Here is an 18254-nt window from a genome sequence, read left to right on the forward strand (position 1 = left end):
GGAGAGGGTCATGCTCGAGCTTGCCGTTGAGCAGATTGCCATGGGCCAGCGTGCCGCCGACAAAGGCGAGGCACTGGCGCTGCTGGCCGATCGACTGGTTGCCGATGGTCTGGTCGCCGAGGGTTACCTGGCGGGGCTGCAAGCCCGGGAGGCACAGGGCTCGACCTTCCTCGGCCAGGGCATCGCCATCCCCCACGGCACGCCGCAGACCCGCGAGCTGGTGTTTGCCACGGGCGTACGCCTGCTGCAGTTTCCCGACGGCGTGGACTGGGGCGACGGCCAGATCGTCTACCTGGCCATCGGCATCGCCGCCCGCTCCGATGAACATCTGCGCCTGCTGCAACTGCTGACCCGCGCCCTCGGTGAAACCGACCTGGCCGAGGCGCTGCGTCGCTCCGGTAGCGCCGAGGCACTGCTCAAGTTACTGCAAGGAGCGCCACGCGAGCTGGCGCTGGATGCCCAGCTGGTCGGCCTTAACCTGGCGGCGGAAGACTTCGACGAACTGGCCTGGCGCGGCGCTCGTCTGTTGCAACGCGCCGGTTGTGCCGACAGCGGCTTTGCCGCCGTGCTGCAGCAGACCGAGCCGCTGCCGCTGGGTGAAGGCCTGTGGTGGCTGCACAGCGAACGTGAGGTGCGCCAACCGGGGCTGGCCTTCGTCACTCCGCAGCAACCGTTGCGCTACCGCGATCAACCGCTCAATGGCCTGTTCTGCCTGGCCAGCCTTGGAGCGGCGCATCAAGCCCTGCTCGAGCGCCTGTGCGAGGTGCTGATCGAGGGCCGTGGGCAGATGCTCTACCAGGCCACCAGCAGCCGCGCCGTGCTCGAAGTGCTCGGCGGCGAGGCGCCCGCCGACTGGCCCAGCGCCCGGATAGTGTTGGCCAACGCCCATGGCCTGCATGCTCGCCCTGCAAAGGTACTGGCGCAGCTGGCCAAGGGCTTCGAGGGCGAGATCCGCATACGGCTGCACGACAGCGCCCAGCCCGCCGTTTCGGTCAAGAGCCTGAGCAAGCTGCTCAGCCTCGGCGCTCGCCGTGGCCAGGTGCTGGAACTGATCGCCGAGCCCGATATCGCCGCCGATGCCTTGCCGGTACTGCTGGCAGCCATCGAGCAGGGCCTGGGCGAGGAGGTGGACCCACTGCCGCCCACAGCGGTGCAGGACGAGGCGCCGATATCCGCCCTGCAGGCCCCGACGCCAGGCAGCACGCTGCAAGGCGTCGCTGCGGCGCCGGGCATCGCCAGCGGTCCGGCCCATGTCCAGGTCGAGCGCGATATCGACTACCCGCTGCGCGGCGAGTCGCCTGCCCAGGAGCGGGCCATGCTGCGCCAGGCCATCGACACGGTGCACGCCGATCTTCAGGCCCTGGTGCAACGCAGCGACAAGCCCATCGGCGAAATTTTTGTCACCCATCAGGAAATGCTCGCCGACCCGGCCCTGACCGATGACGTCGAGCTGCGCCTGGCCCAGGGCGAAAGCGCCGCCGCTGCGTGGATGGCGGTGATCGAAGCTGCCGCCCGTCAGCAGGAGGCCCTGCACGATGCGCTGCTGGCCGAGCGCGCCGCCGATCTGCGCGATATCGGTCGTCGGGTGCTGGCGCAACTGTGCGGCGTCAAGGACAGCGCCGAGCCAGAGCAGCCCTATGTGCTGGTGATGGTCGAAGTCGGCCCTTCGGACGTGGCGCGCCTGGACCCGGCACGGGTCGCCGGCATCGTCACCGCGCAGGGTGGCGCCACCGCCCACAGCGCCATCGTCGCCCGGGCCCTGGGCATCCCGGCGGTGGTCGGGGCCGGGGCGGCCGTGCTGTTGCTGGAGAGCGGCACGCCGCTGCTGCTTGATGGCCAGCGCGGGCAGGTCGTGGTTGCGCCAGCCGAGTCCGAGTTGCAACGAGCCCTGGCAGAGCGTGATGCCCGCGAGCGTCGGCTGCAGATCGCCTGGGCCAACCGCCATGAGCCCGCGCGGACGCGCGACGGCCATGCGGTCGAAGTGTTCGCCAACATCGGCCAGAGCAACGGCATCGACAAGGTGGTGGAGCAAGGTGCCGAAGGCATCGGCCTGTTGCGCACCGAACTGATCTTCATGGCCCACCCGCAACTGCCCGATGTGGCGACCCAGGAAGCCGAGTACCGCCGGGTGCTCGATGGCCTGGACGGACGGCCACTGGTGGTGCGCACGCTCGACGTCGGGGGCGACAAGCCCTTGCCGTACTGGCCGATCGCGGCAGAGGAAAACCCCTTCCTCGGCGTGCGCGGCGTGCGCCTGACCCTGCAACGCCCGCAGGTGATGGAAGACCAGCTGCGCGCTTTGCTACGTGCTGCGGACAACCGTCCGCTGCGTATCATGTTCCCGATGGTCGGCCAGCTCCATGAATGGCGCGCCGCCAAGGCCATGGTCGAGCGCCTGCGCCAGGAGATCCCGGTGGCCGACCTGCAGGTGGGCATCATGGTCGAGGTGCCGTCGGCCGCCTTGCTGGCGCCGCAACTGGCCCGTGTAGTGGATTTCTTCAGCATCGGCACCAACGACCTGACCCAGTACACCCTGGCCATCGACCGCGGTCACCCGAGCCTGTCGGCACAGGCCGACGGCCTGCACCCGGCAGTGCTCAACCTGATCGACATGACCGTGCGCGCCGCCCATGCCCAGGGCAAGTGGGTGGGCGTGTGCGGCGAGCTGGCGGCCGACCCGCAGGCGGTCGCCGTGCTGCTGGGCCTGGAGGTGGACGAGCTGAGCGTCGCCGCCCGCAGCATTCCTGAAGTCAAGGCCCTGGTGCGCCAGGCCGACCTTTCGACGGCCCGCGCCCTGGCGCGCGAGGCCCTGCAACAAGACAGCGCCGAGGCAGTCCGGGCGCTGGTGGAGCGTTATTGATGGCCAAGATCCTCACCCTCACCCTCAACCCGGCGCTGGATATCACCATCAGCCTCGACCGCCTGCGACCCGGCGCGGTCAACCGCAGCCAGGCGCAGCACAGCCATGCCGCCGGCAAGGGGCTGAACGTCGCCCAGGTGCTGGCCGACCTGGGCCACAGCGTCACCGTCGGCGGTTTCCTGGGGCAGGACAACCTGGCGCCGTTCGAGGCGCTGATTGCCTGGCGTGGGTTCGCCGACTGCTTCGTCCGCGTGCCGGGCGAGACCCGCAGCAACATCAAGCTGGTCGAGGCCGATGGCCAGGTCACCGATATCAACGGGCCAGGGCCGCAGGTCGACGAGGCCGCCCGCAACGCCTTGCTGCAACGTCTGGCCCACGTAGCCCCGGGGCATGACGCCGTGGTGGTGGCCGGGAGCCTGCCACGGGGGATCAGCCCCGAGTGGTTGCGCGAGCTGCTGCTGATGCTCAAGGCGCAGGGTCTGAAGGTGGCCCTGGACACCAGCGGCGAAGCCTTGCGCGCAGGCCTGCAGGCCGCGCCCTGGCTGGTCAAGCCCAACACCGAGGAGCTGGGTGAAGTCCTCGGGCTGCCGGTGCAGGGCGCGGACGAGCAACGCGCGGCCGCACGACAGCTGCTCGCCACTGGCGTCGAGCATGTGGTGGTGTCCCAGGGCGAGCAGGGCGTGAACTGGTTCGCCGCTGGCCTGGCGCTGCATGCGCAACCGTCGAAAGTGCGCATCGCCAGTACCGTCGGCGCCGGTGATTCGCTGGTCGCGGGCATGGTCCATGGCCTGCTCCAGGCCGAAGCGCCCGCCGCTACCTTGCGTCGCGCCACCGCCATCGCCGCCCAGGCAGTCACCCAGGTCGGCTTCGGCATTCACGACCGTGAGCAACTGGAGCGCCTGGAAGCCGCCGTGCGCCTTACAGAACAACAAGAAGAGGGCTGCTGATGAACATTGCCATTGTCACCGCCTGCCCCAACGGCCAGGTGTCCAGCGTGCTCAGCGCCCGCTTGTTGGCCGCCGCGGCCCAGCGTCGGGGCTGGAAAACCTGCGTCGAGGTGCACGACGCCGAACACCCGGAGCTGCGCCTGACGCCAACGCAGATCGCCGAGGCCGACTGGGTGCTGGTGGTCAGCACCGGGCCGGTGGACCTGACGCGCTTTGCCGGCAAGCGCCTGTACCAGAGCACGCCGGCCCAGGCCCTGGCCGACCGTGAAGGCTTCCTCGACGAGGCCGCTGCCGGCGCCCAGGTGCAGGTGGCGCAAACCCCGGTGCAGGGTGCGCCGAAGATTGTCGCTGTGACCGCCTGCCCGACCGGCGTGGCCCACACCTTCATGGCCGCCGAAGCCCTGCAACAGGCGGCGCAGGCCATGGGCTACCAGCTCACCGTGGAAACCCAGGGCTCGGTCGGCGCACGCAATCCGCTGCCGGCCGAGGCCATCGCCGCAGCCGATGTGGTGTTGCTGGCCGCCGATATCGAAGTACCGGCCGCGCGCTTCGCCGGCAAGCGCATCTACCGCTGCGGCACCGGCATCGCCCTCAAGCAGGCCCGCGCCACGCTGGACAAGGCACTGGCCGAGGGCAAGGTGGAGGCAGCGGGGGCGACCGGCGCGATGCCGCCGGCCGAGAAGACCGGCGTCTACAAGCACCTGCTGACCGGAGTCTCGTTCATGCTGCCGATGGTGGTGGCTGGCGGTTTGCTGATCGCCTTGTCGTTCGTGTTCGGCATCGAGGCCTACAAGGAGCCCGGCACGCTGCCCGCCGCCTTGATGCAGATCGGCGGCGAGGCGGCGTTCAAGTTGATGGTGCCGCTGCTCGCCGGCTACATCGCCTGGTCCATTGCCGACCGCCCGGGCCTGGCGCCCGGGATGATCGGCGGCCTGTTGGCGAGCACGCTCGGGGCGGGGTTCATCGGCGGCATCGTCGCCGGCTTCCTGGCCGGCTACAGCGCCAAGGCCATTGCCCGCTGGGTGCGCCTGCCCAGCAGCCTCGACGCGCTCAAGCCGATCCTCATCATCCCGCTGCTGGCCAGCCTGTTCACCGGCCTGGTGATGATCTACGTGGTTGGCCAGCCCGTGGCGGCCATGCTCGCGGGACTGACCCACTTCCTCGACAGCATGGGCACCACCAACGCCGTGCTGCTCGGGTTGCTGCTCGGCGGCATGATGTGCGTGGACCTCGGCGGGCCGATCAACAAGGCCGCCTATGCCTTCTCGGTGGGGTTGTTGGCTTCGTCGAGCTACGCGCCGATGGCCGCGACCATGGCCGCCGGCATGGTGCCGCCGATCGGCCTGGGCATCGCCACCTTCCTGGCCCGGCGCAAGTTCGCCCAGAGTGAGCGCGAGGCCGGCAAGGCGGCGCTGGCGCTGGGCCTGTGCTTCATCTCCGAGGGCGCGATCCCGTTCGCCGCCAAGGACCCGCTGCGGGTGATTCCGGCGAGCATCGCCGGCGGCGCGCTGACCGGGGCCTTGTCGATGTATTTCGGCTGCAAGCTGATGGCGCCCCATGGCGGGCTGTTCGTGCTGCTGATCCCCAACGCGATCAACCATGCGCTGTTGTACCTGCTGGCCATCGTCGCCGGCAGCCTGCTGACGGCGGTGGTGTACGCGCTGATCAAGAAGAGCGAGCAGGTGGAGATGGTCGTGGCGCCGGCCAAGGGCTAGGCCGGCAGACTCCATCGCGGGGCAGGCCCGTGCTGGTTATTCGAAGGTGGTGCCGATACGCTGGCGGTTCTTCGAGTACCAGATCCCGGTGATTTTTGCCGTCACGTCCGCTACCGCAACCTGGCCGTCATAGCGACTGTCGTTGCTGTTGTCGCGGCGGTCACCCAGCAGGTAGATGTGCCCGGTCTCAATCACCGTCGGTGCCAGGCTCAGCGACTCGGGACGGCGTACATGCTCGGGCGCTGCATGGAACAGCCCCAGGTTGCGCCCATTGACGATCACTTCGCCATTGACGATCTCCAGCCGGTCGCCGGCAACCCCCGCCACACGCTTGAATGCCTCGCCATTGCGATAGCGGTACAGCACGATATCCCCCACCTTGGGCGCTGCGCTCAAGCGCGTGTCGCTGATGATGTGGTCGCCGATCTGCAGCGTCGGCTCCATCGAACCTGAAGGGATCTGGCTGAGTTGGTAACCAAACAGTGGCCCGCGCAGCACCAGCAGCAGGGCGGCCACGCCTATCACCGCCGCAGCGTAGGCAACCAGGCGTGCGCCGACGGGTTCAGCCCCAGCGCGGCCGCGCCACACAAGGCCTGCGGCCAGGCACGCCGAGCCGAACTTCAGCGCCAGAGCGACACCCAGGCCGACGTTCAATGCCCTGGGCGTGGCGAACAGGCCGATCAGCAAAAAGTCGGCGAGGATCAGGCCCAGCAGTATCAATGCCCAGCGCAGCCGGCCCACGTAGAAAAGCCCCCACCCGGCGACGAGCAGCGAGATGACGAAAGCCGAGGAGGCGGATTGGCGAGCTTGCATGAGCGGTGGTTCGTCCTTGAGTTAACGATGTAATTGTTTCGGCAGGTGGCGTGGGCTCTTGATCGTTCAGCGGCGCGGCATCTTTGCCCGCAGCGGCACCAGCAGGTCGCCCAGGCCGTTGTGGTCGATCTCGTGCATCAGCGCCAGCAACCCGCCCAGCTCTCCGGGTGGGAAACCTTTACGGGCAAACCATGCCAGGTAGTCCCCGGGCAGGTCGGCGATGATCCGCCCCTGGTACTTGCCAAAAGGCATGGTGCGGGTGACCAGCAGTTGCAGGGTTTCGGGTCTCATCGGGGCGGTGGCCTGTGGCGGTTGAAGCGCGACCTTACTGCAAACTGCACGACGACCCAAGCGGCGATCATGCAGAACGCCGTTTAACGGTGTGTTTATGAAATCTTCAAGTTACTGATTTATATGATTTATTTTTATTTGCTGGGCCTGGCACGAAGCCTGCTCCGATCAAGGTGACTATCACCTGCCAAGGAGTTGTTGCCATGAGTAACCCCAACAAAGACACGATCGACGTACTCAACGACCTGATCGAGTACAGCAAGGATGGTGAGAAAGGCTTCAAGACCTCCGCCGAGGATGTGAAGAACCCTGAACTGAAAGCATTCTTCGTGCAGCGTGCCAGCGAGTGCGCCAGTGCCGCGGCCGAGCTGCAAAGTGAAGTGCGCAGGCTGGGCGGCGATCCGGAAACCAGCACCAGCATCAGCGGCGACCTGCACCGTGGCTGGGTCAACCTCAAGTCGATGGTCACCGGCAAGGATGAAGAGGCGGTGCTCAATGAAGTGGAGCGTGGTGAAGACCATGCGCTCAAGGCCTACAAAGAGGCCCGTGAAAAGCTGGTCAAGCTGGGACGGTCGGCCAACGACACTTCCTATGCCTTGGTGGAGAAACAGCTGCAGGGCGTGCAGCGCAATCATGACCAGGTGAAGGCTCTGCGTAACGCAGCCCGAGCTCGGTCCTGATCAGCATGGGGCCGTGTAACGGCCCCATGACTCACCCCTCGGGTCCTTCCACCCGATTCCGCCCATTGGCCTTGGCTCGATACAACGCCTCGTCCGCATCGCCCAGCAGCGCCGCCAGGTCCTGATGGGTACCGGGGATATGCAGGCCAATCCCCACACTGACCGTCACCGACCGCTCGTCATCGCCGAATGGCGGCATCGCCTCGACACTGGCGCGAATCCGCTCGGCCAGCAACCGGGCGCCGGCCAACTCGGTTTCCGGCAGCACCACCTGGAACTCCTCTCCGCCGTAACGCGCCGCCAGGTCCGCAGGGCGGCGGATGCACAGCTCGATGGTGGTGGCCACCTCGCGCAGCACATGGTCGCCACCGGCATGGCCATGGCGCTGGTTGAAGGCCTTGAAGTGGTCCACATCCACCATCAACACCGCCAGCGGCTTGCGGTTGCGCTGGGCGCGCGCCCATTCCTGGCGCAGCACCTGGTCGAGGCGGCGGCGGTTGGCAAGGCCGGTGAGGCTGTCGGTGGCGGCGAGGGTGGCCAGGCCCAGTTCGGCATCGTGGCGCCGACGTAGCTCGCGGCCCAGCAGCAAGGTCAGCCAGAGGATGCCAATGCACAACACGCCAGTGGCCACGCTGACCACGATCGCGGTACGCCGCCACGACTGGAACACTTCATCGGCCGAGTGGGCCACCAGCACGATCAACGGCAGGTCGGCGACCCGGGCGAAGGTGTAGAGGCGCTGGCCCTCATAGGCCGTCGAGCGGGCGGTGAAGCTGCCGCTGCGTTCGCTGAGGATGCGCTTGAAGTTGGGGCGCTCGCTGAAGCTGGTGCCGATCAGTGGATCCTGCGGCCGGGTCGGCTGGCGCGCCAGCAGCTGGCCATCGGTATTGAGCAGGTTGATGCTGCTGTCCACGCCGATGTCCAGGCGCTGGAACAGTTCGTTGAAATAGGACAGGCGCAAGGCCCCGGCGGCCAGGCCCTGGAACTCGCCGTTGGCGCCGGAGATGCGCCGGCTGAAACTGATGCACCAGTCCAGGTTGCCCAGCCGTGCCTTGAACGGCGGGCTGATCAGCAGGCCCAGGCCCGGGCGGTCGCGGTGCGCCTGGAAGGCCACGGTGTCGGCGAAGTTGGCCTGGCGCGGCACCGCGCTGGTGGAGTCGCCGAGCACGTCGCCCTTGGCGTCGAGCCAGAGAATGTCGCCGCGCACCGGCGCGGAGAAGGCCTGGTTGAACAGGATCTGCTGGCGCAGCTTGGTCGGCACGTTGAGCAGCTCGGGGTGCTGCACGGCCCAGATCAGGCCCTTGAGCGACTGGTCGTAGAGTTCGACGTTGCGCAGGATATCGCTTTCGATCAACTGCACGATGTTGCTCGACGAGCGCATTTCCGATTGCTCGACGCTGTCGCGCTCGCGGGCCAGCAGGTAGCCGACGATGGCCACTATGGCGAGCACGGCGAGGCAGCTGCCCAGGTTGAGGACCAGCTCGGGGTGTGACTTGTACAGGGCGGATCGTGGTGATCGGGTGGGCAACGTCATGCTCGCAACTGCATAAGCCCCGGGATCCATGGGGAGTGGGCCGGAAAGCGGCGGCGGTATTTTAGGCAAGGCGCGATTGTCGGACAAGATCAAAGGTGTTTTGCCCGACGGAATTGATTCAGTGGGCCTGCGATGGGATGTACGACATTTCCGAATCTGAAACCAAATGCTTCAGTTGGGCTGTGCTTGGGACCTATCCTACGCGCTTGCCGGAAGGGTCTGGATAGGCCGGGAAATGCATCAGGGCTAACGTCGTCGGGTCGCCAAATTTGGTGACCGGGTGTGAGAACCTGACGATATGTCTTTCGGCCATTTCAATGGCAGCCGTGTTCGGGCAGACCTCTGGTCTGGCCGGGTTTCATGTCCTCGGTTTCTCACCCCGTACACGGTTGCCACCTAATCCCGTGAGAAAGGTTCAAGTGGCGAATTTCTTCAATCGACATGAGCGATTTTGAATGAAAAAGCTAGTACCTGACCCACCCATCCCCTACATCTCCATCATCGACCATCTGCCCCTCGCCGAAGTCTGGGAGCATGCCGCAGTCCTGATGACCATGATGACCCGCACCTGCGATGTCTACATGGCCTTTCCCGTGGATGAGCGTCCGGAGATCCTGGTGGAGAACATTTCCATCCTCAGCCGGCTGCTGAGCTGCCTGATGGCCCACGCCAGCTCGCTGGAGGAGCAGCCATGAGCGAGCAGCCCGATATGCCCGTCACCGCTGGCGACTAGACTTTCCTGGAATGTTATCGCGTGCTGCCGGGTGTGCCCTTGAGCCGGGCATTCGATGAGCTGTCGGTATTGCAGGATTGCATCCTGCACCTGACCACCGAGGCGGAAATGGAAGGGGACCTGAAAGCGGGGAGTGCGGCGCGGATGCTCAGCGCCATGGCCAAGGCGCTGATCAATGACCTGGAAACAGGGCTGAAAAGAAACAGTTGAAGCAGAGCATCGCCGGCAAGCCGGCTCCCACAAAATAGCGCTGTACCTGTGGGAGCCGGCTTGCCGGCGAAACGAGGGCGTAGCCCTCGCCCGCGATGATGGATCAGAACACGTTCAACGGATAATCCACGATCACGCGGAATTCGTCGTTGTCCTGGATGTTCGAGTACGCCGCGTTGGCCCGGTGCGTGGCATAGCGCAGCAGCACCGACAGGTCCTTCAGTTGGCCTTGCTGGAACACGTACTTCACGTCGAAGTCGCGCTCCCAGTGCCGGGCATTCTCGCCGTCGGCGTTATAGAAGGCGTAGTACTGGGTGTCCTGGCTGGCCTTGGTCAGGTCGGCCTTGCCGCGCGAGTACGACAGCGAGGTGCTCAGGCCCGGCATGCCGAGGCCGGCGAAGTCATAGTCGTACTGCAGCTTCCACGAGCGCTCGTTCGGCGCGTTGAAGTCCGAGTACATGCGCGAGTTGTCGAGGAAGATGCTGTCGCCCAGGTTGATGTAGTCGAACGGCGTGTCGCCATTGACCCGCTGGTAGGCGGCGGTGACGCTGTGGTACCCGGCGGCGACGGTGAAGTGCACGCTCCAGGTGTTGTTGTCGATGCTGCCCAGCTTCGACTGGCCGGTGTCCTGGGTGTGGTAGAAGTGCACGCCCGGGTTCAGGCTGACCAGGTCGTTGACCTGGTAGGTGTAGTCGAAGTCGGCGTAGTACTGGTTCCAGATGTCCTTCAGCTCGGCGGCGTAGAGGTTGGCGGTGACGCCCTCGGTGCCGCTCCACGACGCACCGGCCCAGCTCAGGTTCTGGCTGTCCTGCTCGGGCGTCTGGTTGCTGTAGTAGGTGTTGATGCGGCGGTGGCCGCTCTGGTTGTACGGCTTGGTGAAGCTGACCTTGCCGCCTTCGAGCATCAGCCCGTCTATGCTGTTGTTGGTCAGCGCGACGCCGCGGAAGGTCTGCGGCAGCATGCGGCTTTCGCCACCGGCGATCACCGGGTTGGTGAGGAACAGGTCACCGGCCTTGAACTCGGTGTCGAAGCCCTTGAGCTTGATCGCGCCGCCGGCGGTGGAGAAGGCATGGCGCGCCTTGTCCTCCGGCGCGCTCGGCAGGATCGAGGTGCCGGCGCGGCCATCACCGCCGTCGAGCTTCAGGCCGACCATGGCGTGGGCGTCGAGGCCGAAGCCGATCACGCCAGGCGTGTAGCCGGACTCGAAGCGCGCCACGGCGCCCTGGCCCCACTCGCGCTTGTCCTTGATCGAAGCATTTTTCTCGTTGCGGTTGAAGTAGGCATTACGCAAATGCAGGTTCAGCGTGGAACCCTCGATGAAGCCATCAGCCTTGTCTTCATCGGCCTGTGCGGCCACGGGCATCGTTGCGGCCAATGCAACGAACAACGGGGTGAAACGAAACGCGAAAGACACCGGTACAAACTCCTTTGGTCAAGCGATGGGGCAGTTTTTTATTGTCGTGTCTGCAAGTTCTTATTAGAGACGCAACAGCCAGGCTGAGATTTCCGACGCATAAAAAAAGCCGCTGAAAGGCAGCGGCTTTGAAAGGCTAACATATCGTCACAGGCAGTGCCCATGGTGTAGCCCAGGGAAAACTGGAAACAGTTGGCGTGGTCGGTCAACTATCGGCATCGGTATCGACAGATACCTTGGAAGCGGTCTGCTGTGCGTCTTTAGCCGCAGCGGACTGCTGCGCGGCGTAGGCGTCACGCGCCTCTTGGTGAACCGCGGCGAGTTCGGCGTTGCGGGCGACGAAGGCCGGGGATTCTTCCGCCATGGCCAGGGGCGACAACAACAGGGAAGACAGGACGAAGACGCTGGCAATACCCATACTGTTGGACATTTGGAACAACCTTCTTGCGGGGCAAGTGCTAATGGAGACAGGGCTAAAGTTAGTCCTGTAAACAGCGGGGAAACAGAGGCTGTTCAGATAAGCACTGTTGCGCAAAAAGTAATGATCGCGGCAAAAACACTCAGACTTTTACCGCAAACCCGCGTAGTTGAGCGCTCGGCAAGTTGATACCGAAGGTATTGGCCCCGGCCTCGCTGTGCACGAAAACACTGCCGCCGTGCATCAGGGCGATTGCCTTGACGATGGCCAGGCCCAGTCCGTGGTTGCCGCCGCCGCTGTTGGCGCGGGCCGCATCCACCCGATAGAAGCGCTCGAACAGCATCGGCAGGTGTTCATCGTCGATCGCCGGCCCCGGGTTGCTCACGGCGATGCTGACCTGCTCCTCAGTAGCCTCGATGCGTACCTGGATCGCCTGGTGCGGCGCGGTGTGCTGCACGGCGTTGTTCAGCAGGTTGATCAGCGCCCGGCGCAACTGGGCCTTTTCGATGCAGGCCTGGGCATCGCCGCTGACGGTGACGCTGACGTGGGCGTCTTCGAGGATGTAGTCGAGGTAGTCGAGGGTGGTGGCCACTTCCTCGGCCAGTGAGGCCTGGGTAAGGGCGGTGGCCTTGCTGCCCTGGTCGGCGCTGGCCAGGAACAGCATGTCGTTGATGATGCTGCGCAGGCGCTCGAGTTCTTCGAGGTTCGATTGCAGCACCTCGAAGTAGTGCTCGGCGCTGCGCCCGCGGGTGAGGGCGACCTGGGTCTGGCCGATCAGGTTGGTCAGCGGCGAACGCAGTTCGTGGGCGACGTCGGCATTGAAGGCTTCCAGTTGCGAATAGGCCTGGCTGACGCGGTCGAGGGCGGCATTGAAGGTGCCGGCGAAGCGTGCCAGTTCAGGCGGCAGGTCGCGGGTCTGCAGGCGGCCGTCCAGGCGTGGCGGCGCCAGGGCCTGGGCCTCGTCGGAGAGGGCCAGCAGTGGGCGCAGGCCAATGCGCGCGACCCAGTAACCAAGCAGCGAGGCCAGCACCACGCCGAAGGCCGCCAGGCCGACGATAGCCACCAGCAGACTGTGCTGGGCCTGCCAGAACGTCTCGGTATCGATGCCGATCAGAAAGCGCAGCGGCGGGCGCTCGCCCAGGGCGGGCAGAGCGCTGACCAGCACCTTGTAGGGATAGGGGCTGTCGCTCAGGCGCAGGTCGCGCATGCCCTCCGGGCCGTCGGCGAAAGCGCGGACCTGTTCGCTGGGCTGGCCATACTCGAAGGCCGGATTGCCGCTCACCACCCAGAAGCGGATGCGCCGGTCTTCTTCGCCGAGCAGGTTGAGCTTGTTGTTGATCTTGGCCCAGTGCTCGGGGGTGCCGTAGCGGTTGAGGGTCGATTCGAGCACGCTGAAGCGCGCATCGAGCTCGGCTTCAGGCAACAGGTCGAGGCTGCGATCGACCTGGCGGTACAGCGCGCTGCCGATCAGCACGAACACGGCCAGGGCGACCATGGCGAACAGCGCCGACAGGCGCAGGGCGATGGAGTTGCGTAAAGGATTCATGGGGCGGCACCTGTGGCCGACGCGTGGGAGCGGGTACTGCCGCAGGCTTCAGCCACGGTTTTCCAGGACATAGCCCATGCCTCGGATGGTATGCAGCAGCTTGTTGTCGAACGGCCCGTCGAGCTTGGCGCGCAGGCGCTTGATCGCTACCTCGACGACATTGGCGTCACTGTCGAAATTGATGTCCCAGACCAGTTCGGCGATGGCTGTCTTGGACAGGATCTCGCCCTGGCGCCGGGCCAGCACGCTGAGCAACGAAAACTCCTTGGCGGTCAGGTCCAGGCGCTGGCCGGCGCGGCTGGCCTTGCGCGCCATCAGGTCGATCCACAGGTCGGCGACCTGGATCTGCAACGGTTCATGAACCGCGCTACGTCGGGTCAGGGCCTGCAACCTGGCCACCAACTCGAGGAACGAGAACGGCTTGCCCAGGTAGTCGTCGGCGCCTTCGCGCAGGCCGTGGATGCGGTCCTCGACCCGCTCGCGGGCGGTGAGCATGATCACCGGCGTCTGCTTGCGCGCCCGCAGTGCGCGCAGCACTCCGTAACCATCGAGGCCAGGCAGCATCACGTCGAGCACGATCACCGCGTAGTCGCCTTCGAGCGCCAGGTGCAGGCCGTCGATGCCGTCGCGTGCCAGGTCGACGGTAAAGCCCTGCTCGGTGAGGCCGCGATGCAGGTAGTCGGCGGTTTTTTCTTCGTCTTCGATGATCAGCACACGCATGGTCTTGTCTCAACTGGCGGTCGGCGCGGGGGCGACGGTGGCCCGGCGGCGGCGGTGGAACAGACGCTCCAGGGCCAAGTATATGACCGGGGTGGTGAACAGCGTCAGGGCCTGGCTCACCAGCAGGCCGCCGACCACGGCGATGCCCAGTGGCTGGCGCAGTTCGGCGCCGGCGCCGAAGCCGAACATCAGCGGCAGTGCGCCGAGCAGCGCGGCCAGGGTGGTCATGATGATCGGGCGGAAGCGCACCAGGCACGCCTGGTGGATCGCCTGCTCCGGCGTCATGCCGTGGTTGCGCTGGGCTTCGAGGGCGAAGTCGATGAGCAGGATGCCGTTTTTCTTGACGATGCCGATCAGCAGCACCACGCCGATCAGCCCCATGATGGTGAAGTCCTGGCCCATCGCCCAGAGCAGGATCAGCGCGCCCAGGCCCGCCGAGGGCAGGGTGGAGATGATGGTCAGCGGGTGCACGAAGCTCTCGTAGAGCACGCCAAGGATGATGTACACCGCCACCAGCGCGGCGAGGATCAGGTAGGGCTGGCTCGACAGTGAACTCTGGAAGGCCTGGGCGGCGCCCTGGAAGTTGCCGGCGATGGCGTCGGGCATGCCCAGTTCGCGCTGGGTGCGTTCGAGGATCTGTACCGCATCGCCCAGGGCCACGCCGGGGGCCAGGTTGAACGAGAGGTTGGCCGCCGGGAACAGGCCGTCGTGGCTGATCGACAGCGGCCCGGTGCTGGGCGGCGCGACATGGGCCAGGGCCGACAGCGGCACCATCTCGCCCGACAGCGGCGAGCGCAGGTAGAAAAAGTTGAGGCTCTCGGCCTTGCCGCGCTGGCGGGCGTCCAGTTCGAGGATCACCTTGTACTGGTTGGTCTCGGTCTGGAACTCGCTGATCTGCCGCTGGCCGAAGGCATCGTACAGCGCCTGGTCGACGTCGGTGGTGGTCAGGCCGAAGCGCCCGGCGGCTTGGCGGTCGATATCGATGCGGGTGACGCTGGCGCCCAACTGCAGGTCGTTGGACAGGTCACGGAACGCCGGATTCTCGCGCAGGCGTTCGGTCAGGCGCTGGGTCCACAGGTTCAGCGCGACGCCGTCATTGCTCTTGAGCACGTACTGGTACTGGGTGCGCGACGGCCCGGAGCTGAGGTTGATGTCTTGCCCTGCGCGCAGGTACAGGACGATGCCGGGAACCTGCGCCAGTTTCGCGCGCATGCGGTCGATCCATTCGCTGGCCGACACATCGCGTTCGCCACGGGGCTTGAGGGAGATCCAGAAGCGCCCGTTGGCGATGGTCTGGTTGCTGCCGGTGACACCGACCGAATGGGAGAAGGCGCGCACCGCCGGGTCGGCTTCGATGATCTTCGCCAGGGCCTTGTGCTTCTCGATCATCGCGGGGTAGGACACATCGGCCGCCGCCTCGCTGGTGCCGAGGATGAAACCGGTGTCCTGCAACGGGAAGAAGCCCTTGGGGATGGCCACGTAGCCGACCACCGCCAGTGCCAGGGTCAGGCCGAACACGCCGAGGGTGACACGCTGGTGCGCCAGGGCCCGGTCCAGGCCCTTCTCGTACCAGCGCACCAGGCGCTGGCCGAAACCGTCATGCTGTGCCTCGGGGCGGCGCATGCACAGCGCGGCGAGGGTCGGCGCCAGGGTCAGCGAGACCACCACCGAAATCAGGATGGTCGCGGTGGCAGTCAGGGCGAACTCCTTGAACAGCCGGCCGACCACGCCGCCCATGAACAGCAGCGGAATGAACGCGGCGATCAGCGAGAAGCTGATCGACACCACGGTGAAGCCGATCTCGCCGGCGCCCTTGAGCGCGGCCGTGCGGCTGTCGTCGCCGGCCTCCAGGTGGCGGTGGATGTTCTCCACCACGACGATGGCATCGTCCACCACGAAACCCACGGCGATGACGATGGCCACCAGGGTGAGGTTGTTGAGGCTGAAGCCGAACACGTACATCAATGCGCAACTGGCGATCAGCGACACGCCGAGCACGCTGGAAACGATGAAGGTCGCCGACCACTGGCGCAGGAACAGCGCCATCACCCCGATCACCAGGGCCACGGCGATCAGCAGGGTCAGCTCCACCTCGTGCAGCGAGGCGCGAATGGTCTGCGTGCGGTCCTGCAGCACCGACACTTCGACCGCTGCCGGCAGCATTTCCTGCAAGCGGGGCAGGGCAGCCATCACCCGGTCCACGGTGTCGACGATGTTCGCCCCGGGTTGGCGGAAGATCACCAGGTTCAACCCCGGCTGTTCGCCGGACCAGGCCCTGACGTAGGCGTTCTCGGCGCCGTCGATCACCTTGGCGACGTCGGCCAGGTGCACCGGGGCGCCGTTGCGGTAGCTGACGATCAGCTTCGCGTAGTCCTCGGGGTGGAACAGCTGGTCGTTGGCGGCGAGGGTCGACACGCTGTGTTCGCCGTACAGCGCGCCCTTGGCCAGGTTGAGGCTGGTCTGCTGGATGGCCTGGCGGATGTCGGCCAGGGTCAGGCCGATGGCGGCGAGCTTCTCGGGCTGGGCCTGCACGCGGATGGCCGGGCGCAGTTGCCCGGTGATGTTGATCAGGCCGACGCCGTCGATCTGGCTGAGCTGGCGGGCCAGCAGGGTCTCGGCGTAGTCGCTCAGTTGGTTGCCGGGCATCTGCGCCGAGCTGACGGTGAGGATCAGCACCGGGCTGTCGGCGGGGTTGACCTTGCGCCAGGTGGGCGGGCTGGGCAGGTCCTGGGGCAGGCGCGCGGTGGCGGTGTTGATCGCCGCCTGGACCTCCTGGGCGGCGGTGTCGATGTTCTTGTCCAGGGTGAATTGCAGGATCAGGTTGGTCGAGCCCAGGGCGCTGCTGCTGGTCATCTGGGTCATGCCGGGGATGGCGCTGAACTGCACCTCCAGGGGCGTCGCGACCGACGAGGCCATGGTCTCGGGGCTGGCGCCGGGCAACTGGGCGGTGACCTGGATGGTCGGGAAGTCGGCCTCGGGCAGCGGCGCCACCGGCAGGCGCGGGAAGGCGATGGCACCGAGCAGGACCAGGGCGAAGGTCAGCAGCAAGGTGGCGATGGGGTGGTCGATGCACCAGGCCGAGACCCCGTTGCGGGTGTTCATGGCTGGCTCCTGCTTTCGGCCATTTCCGCCGGGGCAGGGGTGTCGGGGGTGACCTCCACGATGCTGCCGGGCTTGAGTCGCGACTGACCGTCCAGCACCAGGCGATCGCCGGCCTTGATCCCGGCAATGACATTCAGCGTGCTGTCCTGGTACACCACCTTGACCGGTACGGCGCTGACCTTGTCGCCGTCCAGACGGTAGACGAAGTGGCCGTCGATGCTGCGCTGTACCACCGGTGGCGGCACCACCAGGGCGTCCTCGTCCACCGCTGTGCGCAGGCGCACGGTGACCAGCTGGCCCGGCCACAGACGTCCGTCCTGGTTGGCGAACTCGGCCTTGACCCGCACCGTGCCGGTGGTGGCCGAGACCTGGTTGTCGATCAGCATCAAGTGCCCCTTGGCGAGCAGGCTGCGTTCGCCGTCGGCGTCCAGGTAGGTCTCCACTTCGGCGGGCGTGGTTGAGTTCAACAGGCCCTGCAGGACTGGGAGCTGCTGTTGGGGCAGGGCGAATTCCACGGCGATCGGGTCGATCTGGGTGACGTTGAACAGGCTCTGGGTGTCGCTGGTGCGGACCAGGTTGCCAGGGTCGACGTTGCGAATGCCGACGCGACCGCTCACCGGCGAGCGGATCTGCGTGTAGCTGAGCTGCACCGCGGCATTGTCGATGGCCGCCTGGTTGCCCTTGATCGTCGCCTGCAACTGGTTCACCAGCGCCTGCTGCTGGTCGAGGGTCTGCTTGGACACGCCGTCGTCGCTGCTCAGCAACTGGTAGCGCTTGAGGTTGACCTTGCCCACCTGCAACTGCGCCTGGGTCTGGCCGAGCTGGGCACGGGCCTGGTCGAGGTTGGCACGGATCGCCCGGTCATCGAGGGTGGCCAGCAGGTCGCCCTGCTTGACCCACTGGCCTTCCTTGACCAGCACCTGGGTCAGCACGCCCTCGACCTGCGGGCGCACCTCGACGCTGTGCAGCGACAGCACCGAGCCGATGGCGCTGAGGTAGCGCGGCACGTCCTGCTGGGCCACGGCTATCACTCGCACCGGTATCGTGCTGGCGGCGCGGTTGGCCGGAGCTTCGCGGCGCGGCCCCAGCCAGGCGCCGATGGCGACCAGCAGGACCAGGGCCAGGGCGGCGAGTACGAGGAGGCGGGACGGACGTCGCATCGGGGTGGGCACCTTGGCCAAGGGGCTGGGAAATGGATTCGGCTATTACAGGGTTATAGCGCGCCGACCGGGTCGGCAGCGTGACGCCAGGCTGTCACGGCTGTCAGTTTC

15 protein-coding genes are annotated in these 18254 nt (G+C 66.2%); 6 read left to right on the top strand and 9 right to left on the bottom strand.

The genetic code is table 11. The features are described 5' to 3' along the window. Positions 1–10 precede the first annotated feature (10 nt). From ptsP to ACZ9C1_RS22930, 3 genes are read left to right on the top strand one after another with little or no spacing between them, the layout of a single operon-like run. Positions 11–2860: a phosphoenolpyruvate--protein phosphotransferase gene (gene ptsP, locus ACZ9C1_RS22920; protein ID WP_476254409.1), complete on the top strand. Its 2850-nt coding sequence runs from the start codon at positions 11–13 to the stop codon at positions 2858–2860. Then, the gene (gene pfkB / locus ACZ9C1_RS22925; RefSeq protein WP_457378429.1) at positions 2860–3807 is read left to right on the top strand and encodes a 1-phosphofructokinase; all 948 of its coding nucleotides are present in this window, start codon (positions 2860–2862) and stop codon (positions 3805–3807) included. The genes ptsP and pfkB overlap by 1 nt, the downstream gene beginning before the upstream one ends. Next, complete coding sequence (locus tag ACZ9C1_RS22930) at positions 3807–5522, top strand: PTS fructose-like transporter subunit IIB (RefSeq protein WP_277502943.1); 1716 nt, start codon at positions 3807–3809, stop codon at positions 5520–5522. Before pfkB ends, ACZ9C1_RS22930 begins: the two co-directional genes overlap by 1 nt. Before the next feature lie 36 nt (positions 5523–5558). On the opposite strand, the gene lepB is transcribed toward ACZ9C1_RS22930, so the two are convergent. Both lepB and ACZ9C1_RS22940 read right to left on the bottom strand, forming a co-directional pair. After that, positions 5559–6335, bottom strand: coding sequence for a signal peptidase I (lepB, locus tag ACZ9C1_RS22935; protein ID WP_476254410.1), 777 nt, complete (start codon positions 6333–6335; stop codon positions 5559–5561). 66 nt (positions 6336–6401) lie between these two features. Next, positions 6402–6626 carry a DUF3820 family protein gene (locus tag ACZ9C1_RS22940; RefSeq protein WP_110700583.1) on the bottom strand — a complete coding sequence of 75 codons (225 nt, stop codon included), beginning with the start codon at positions 6624–6626 and terminating at the stop codon, positions 6402–6404. Positions 6627–6829: 203 nt separating this feature from the next. Here ACZ9C1_RS22940 and ACZ9C1_RS22945 point away from each other — a divergent pair, with 203 nt between their 5' ends. Then, complete coding sequence (locus ACZ9C1_RS22945) at positions 6830–7306, top strand: ferritin-like domain-containing protein (protein ID WP_046857067.1); 477 nt, start codon at positions 6830–6832, stop codon at positions 7304–7306. Between the two features lie 31 nt (positions 7307–7337). Here ACZ9C1_RS22945 and ACZ9C1_RS22950 read toward each other — a convergent pair whose 3' ends face one another. After that, positions 7338–8834 (bottom strand): GGDEF domain-containing protein, encoded by a 1497-nt coding sequence (locus ACZ9C1_RS22950; protein WP_110700680.1) that lies wholly within the window; start codon positions 8832–8834, stop codon positions 7338–7340. 461 nt (positions 8835–9295) lie between these two features. Here ACZ9C1_RS22950 and ACZ9C1_RS22955 point away from each other — a divergent pair, with 461 nt between their 5' ends. After that, positions 9296–9535: a hypothetical protein gene (locus ACZ9C1_RS22955; protein WP_102682502.1), complete on the top strand. Its 240-nt coding sequence runs from the start codon at positions 9296–9298 to the stop codon at positions 9533–9535. 44 nt (positions 9536–9579) lie between these two features. Continuing rightward, positions 9580–9783: a DUF3077 domain-containing protein gene (locus ACZ9C1_RS22960; protein WP_457378447.1), complete on the top strand. Its 204-nt coding sequence runs from the start codon at positions 9580–9582 to the stop codon at positions 9781–9783. Between the two features lie 103 nt (positions 9784–9886). On the opposite strand, the gene ACZ9C1_RS22965 is transcribed toward ACZ9C1_RS22960, so the two are convergent. From ACZ9C1_RS22965 to ACZ9C1_RS22990, 6 genes are all read right to left on the bottom strand, one after another. Continuing rightward, positions 9887–11197 carry an OprD family porin gene (locus ACZ9C1_RS22965; protein ID WP_457378427.1) on the bottom strand — a complete coding sequence of 437 codons (1311 nt, stop codon included), beginning with the start codon at positions 11195–11197 and terminating at the stop codon, positions 9887–9889. 205 nt (positions 11198–11402) lie between these two features. Beyond that, entirely contained in the window at positions 11403–11627 is a 225-nt protein-coding gene (locus tag ACZ9C1_RS22970) for a hypothetical protein (RefSeq protein WP_023631633.1), read from the bottom strand. Between the two features lie 130 nt (positions 11628–11757). After that, complete coding sequence (locus tag ACZ9C1_RS22975) at positions 11758–13161, bottom strand: heavy metal sensor histidine kinase (RefSeq protein WP_457378426.1); 1404 nt, start codon at positions 13159–13161, stop codon at positions 11758–11760. Between the two features lie 48 nt (positions 13162–13209). Beyond that, positions 13210–13881 (bottom strand): heavy metal response regulator transcription factor, encoded by a 672-nt coding sequence (locus tag ACZ9C1_RS22980; RefSeq protein ID WP_139668704.1) that lies wholly within the window; start codon positions 13879–13881, stop codon positions 13210–13212. Positions 13882–13890: 9 nt separating this feature from the next. Beyond that, positions 13891–16983, bottom strand: a complete 3093-nt coding sequence (locus tag ACZ9C1_RS22985) for a multidrug efflux RND transporter permease subunit (RefSeq protein ID WP_476254411.1) — start codon at positions 16981–16983, stop codon at positions 13891–13893. After that, a complete protein-coding gene (locus ACZ9C1_RS22990) occupies positions 16980–18143 on the bottom strand; it encodes an efflux RND transporter periplasmic adaptor subunit (protein WP_476254412.1) in 1164 nt (387 codons plus the stop codon). Before ACZ9C1_RS22990 ends, ACZ9C1_RS22985 begins: the two co-directional genes overlap by 4 nt. Positions 18144–18254: the final 111 nt, after the last annotated feature.

This window comes from Pseudomonas sp. TE21435, assembly GCF_056279265.1.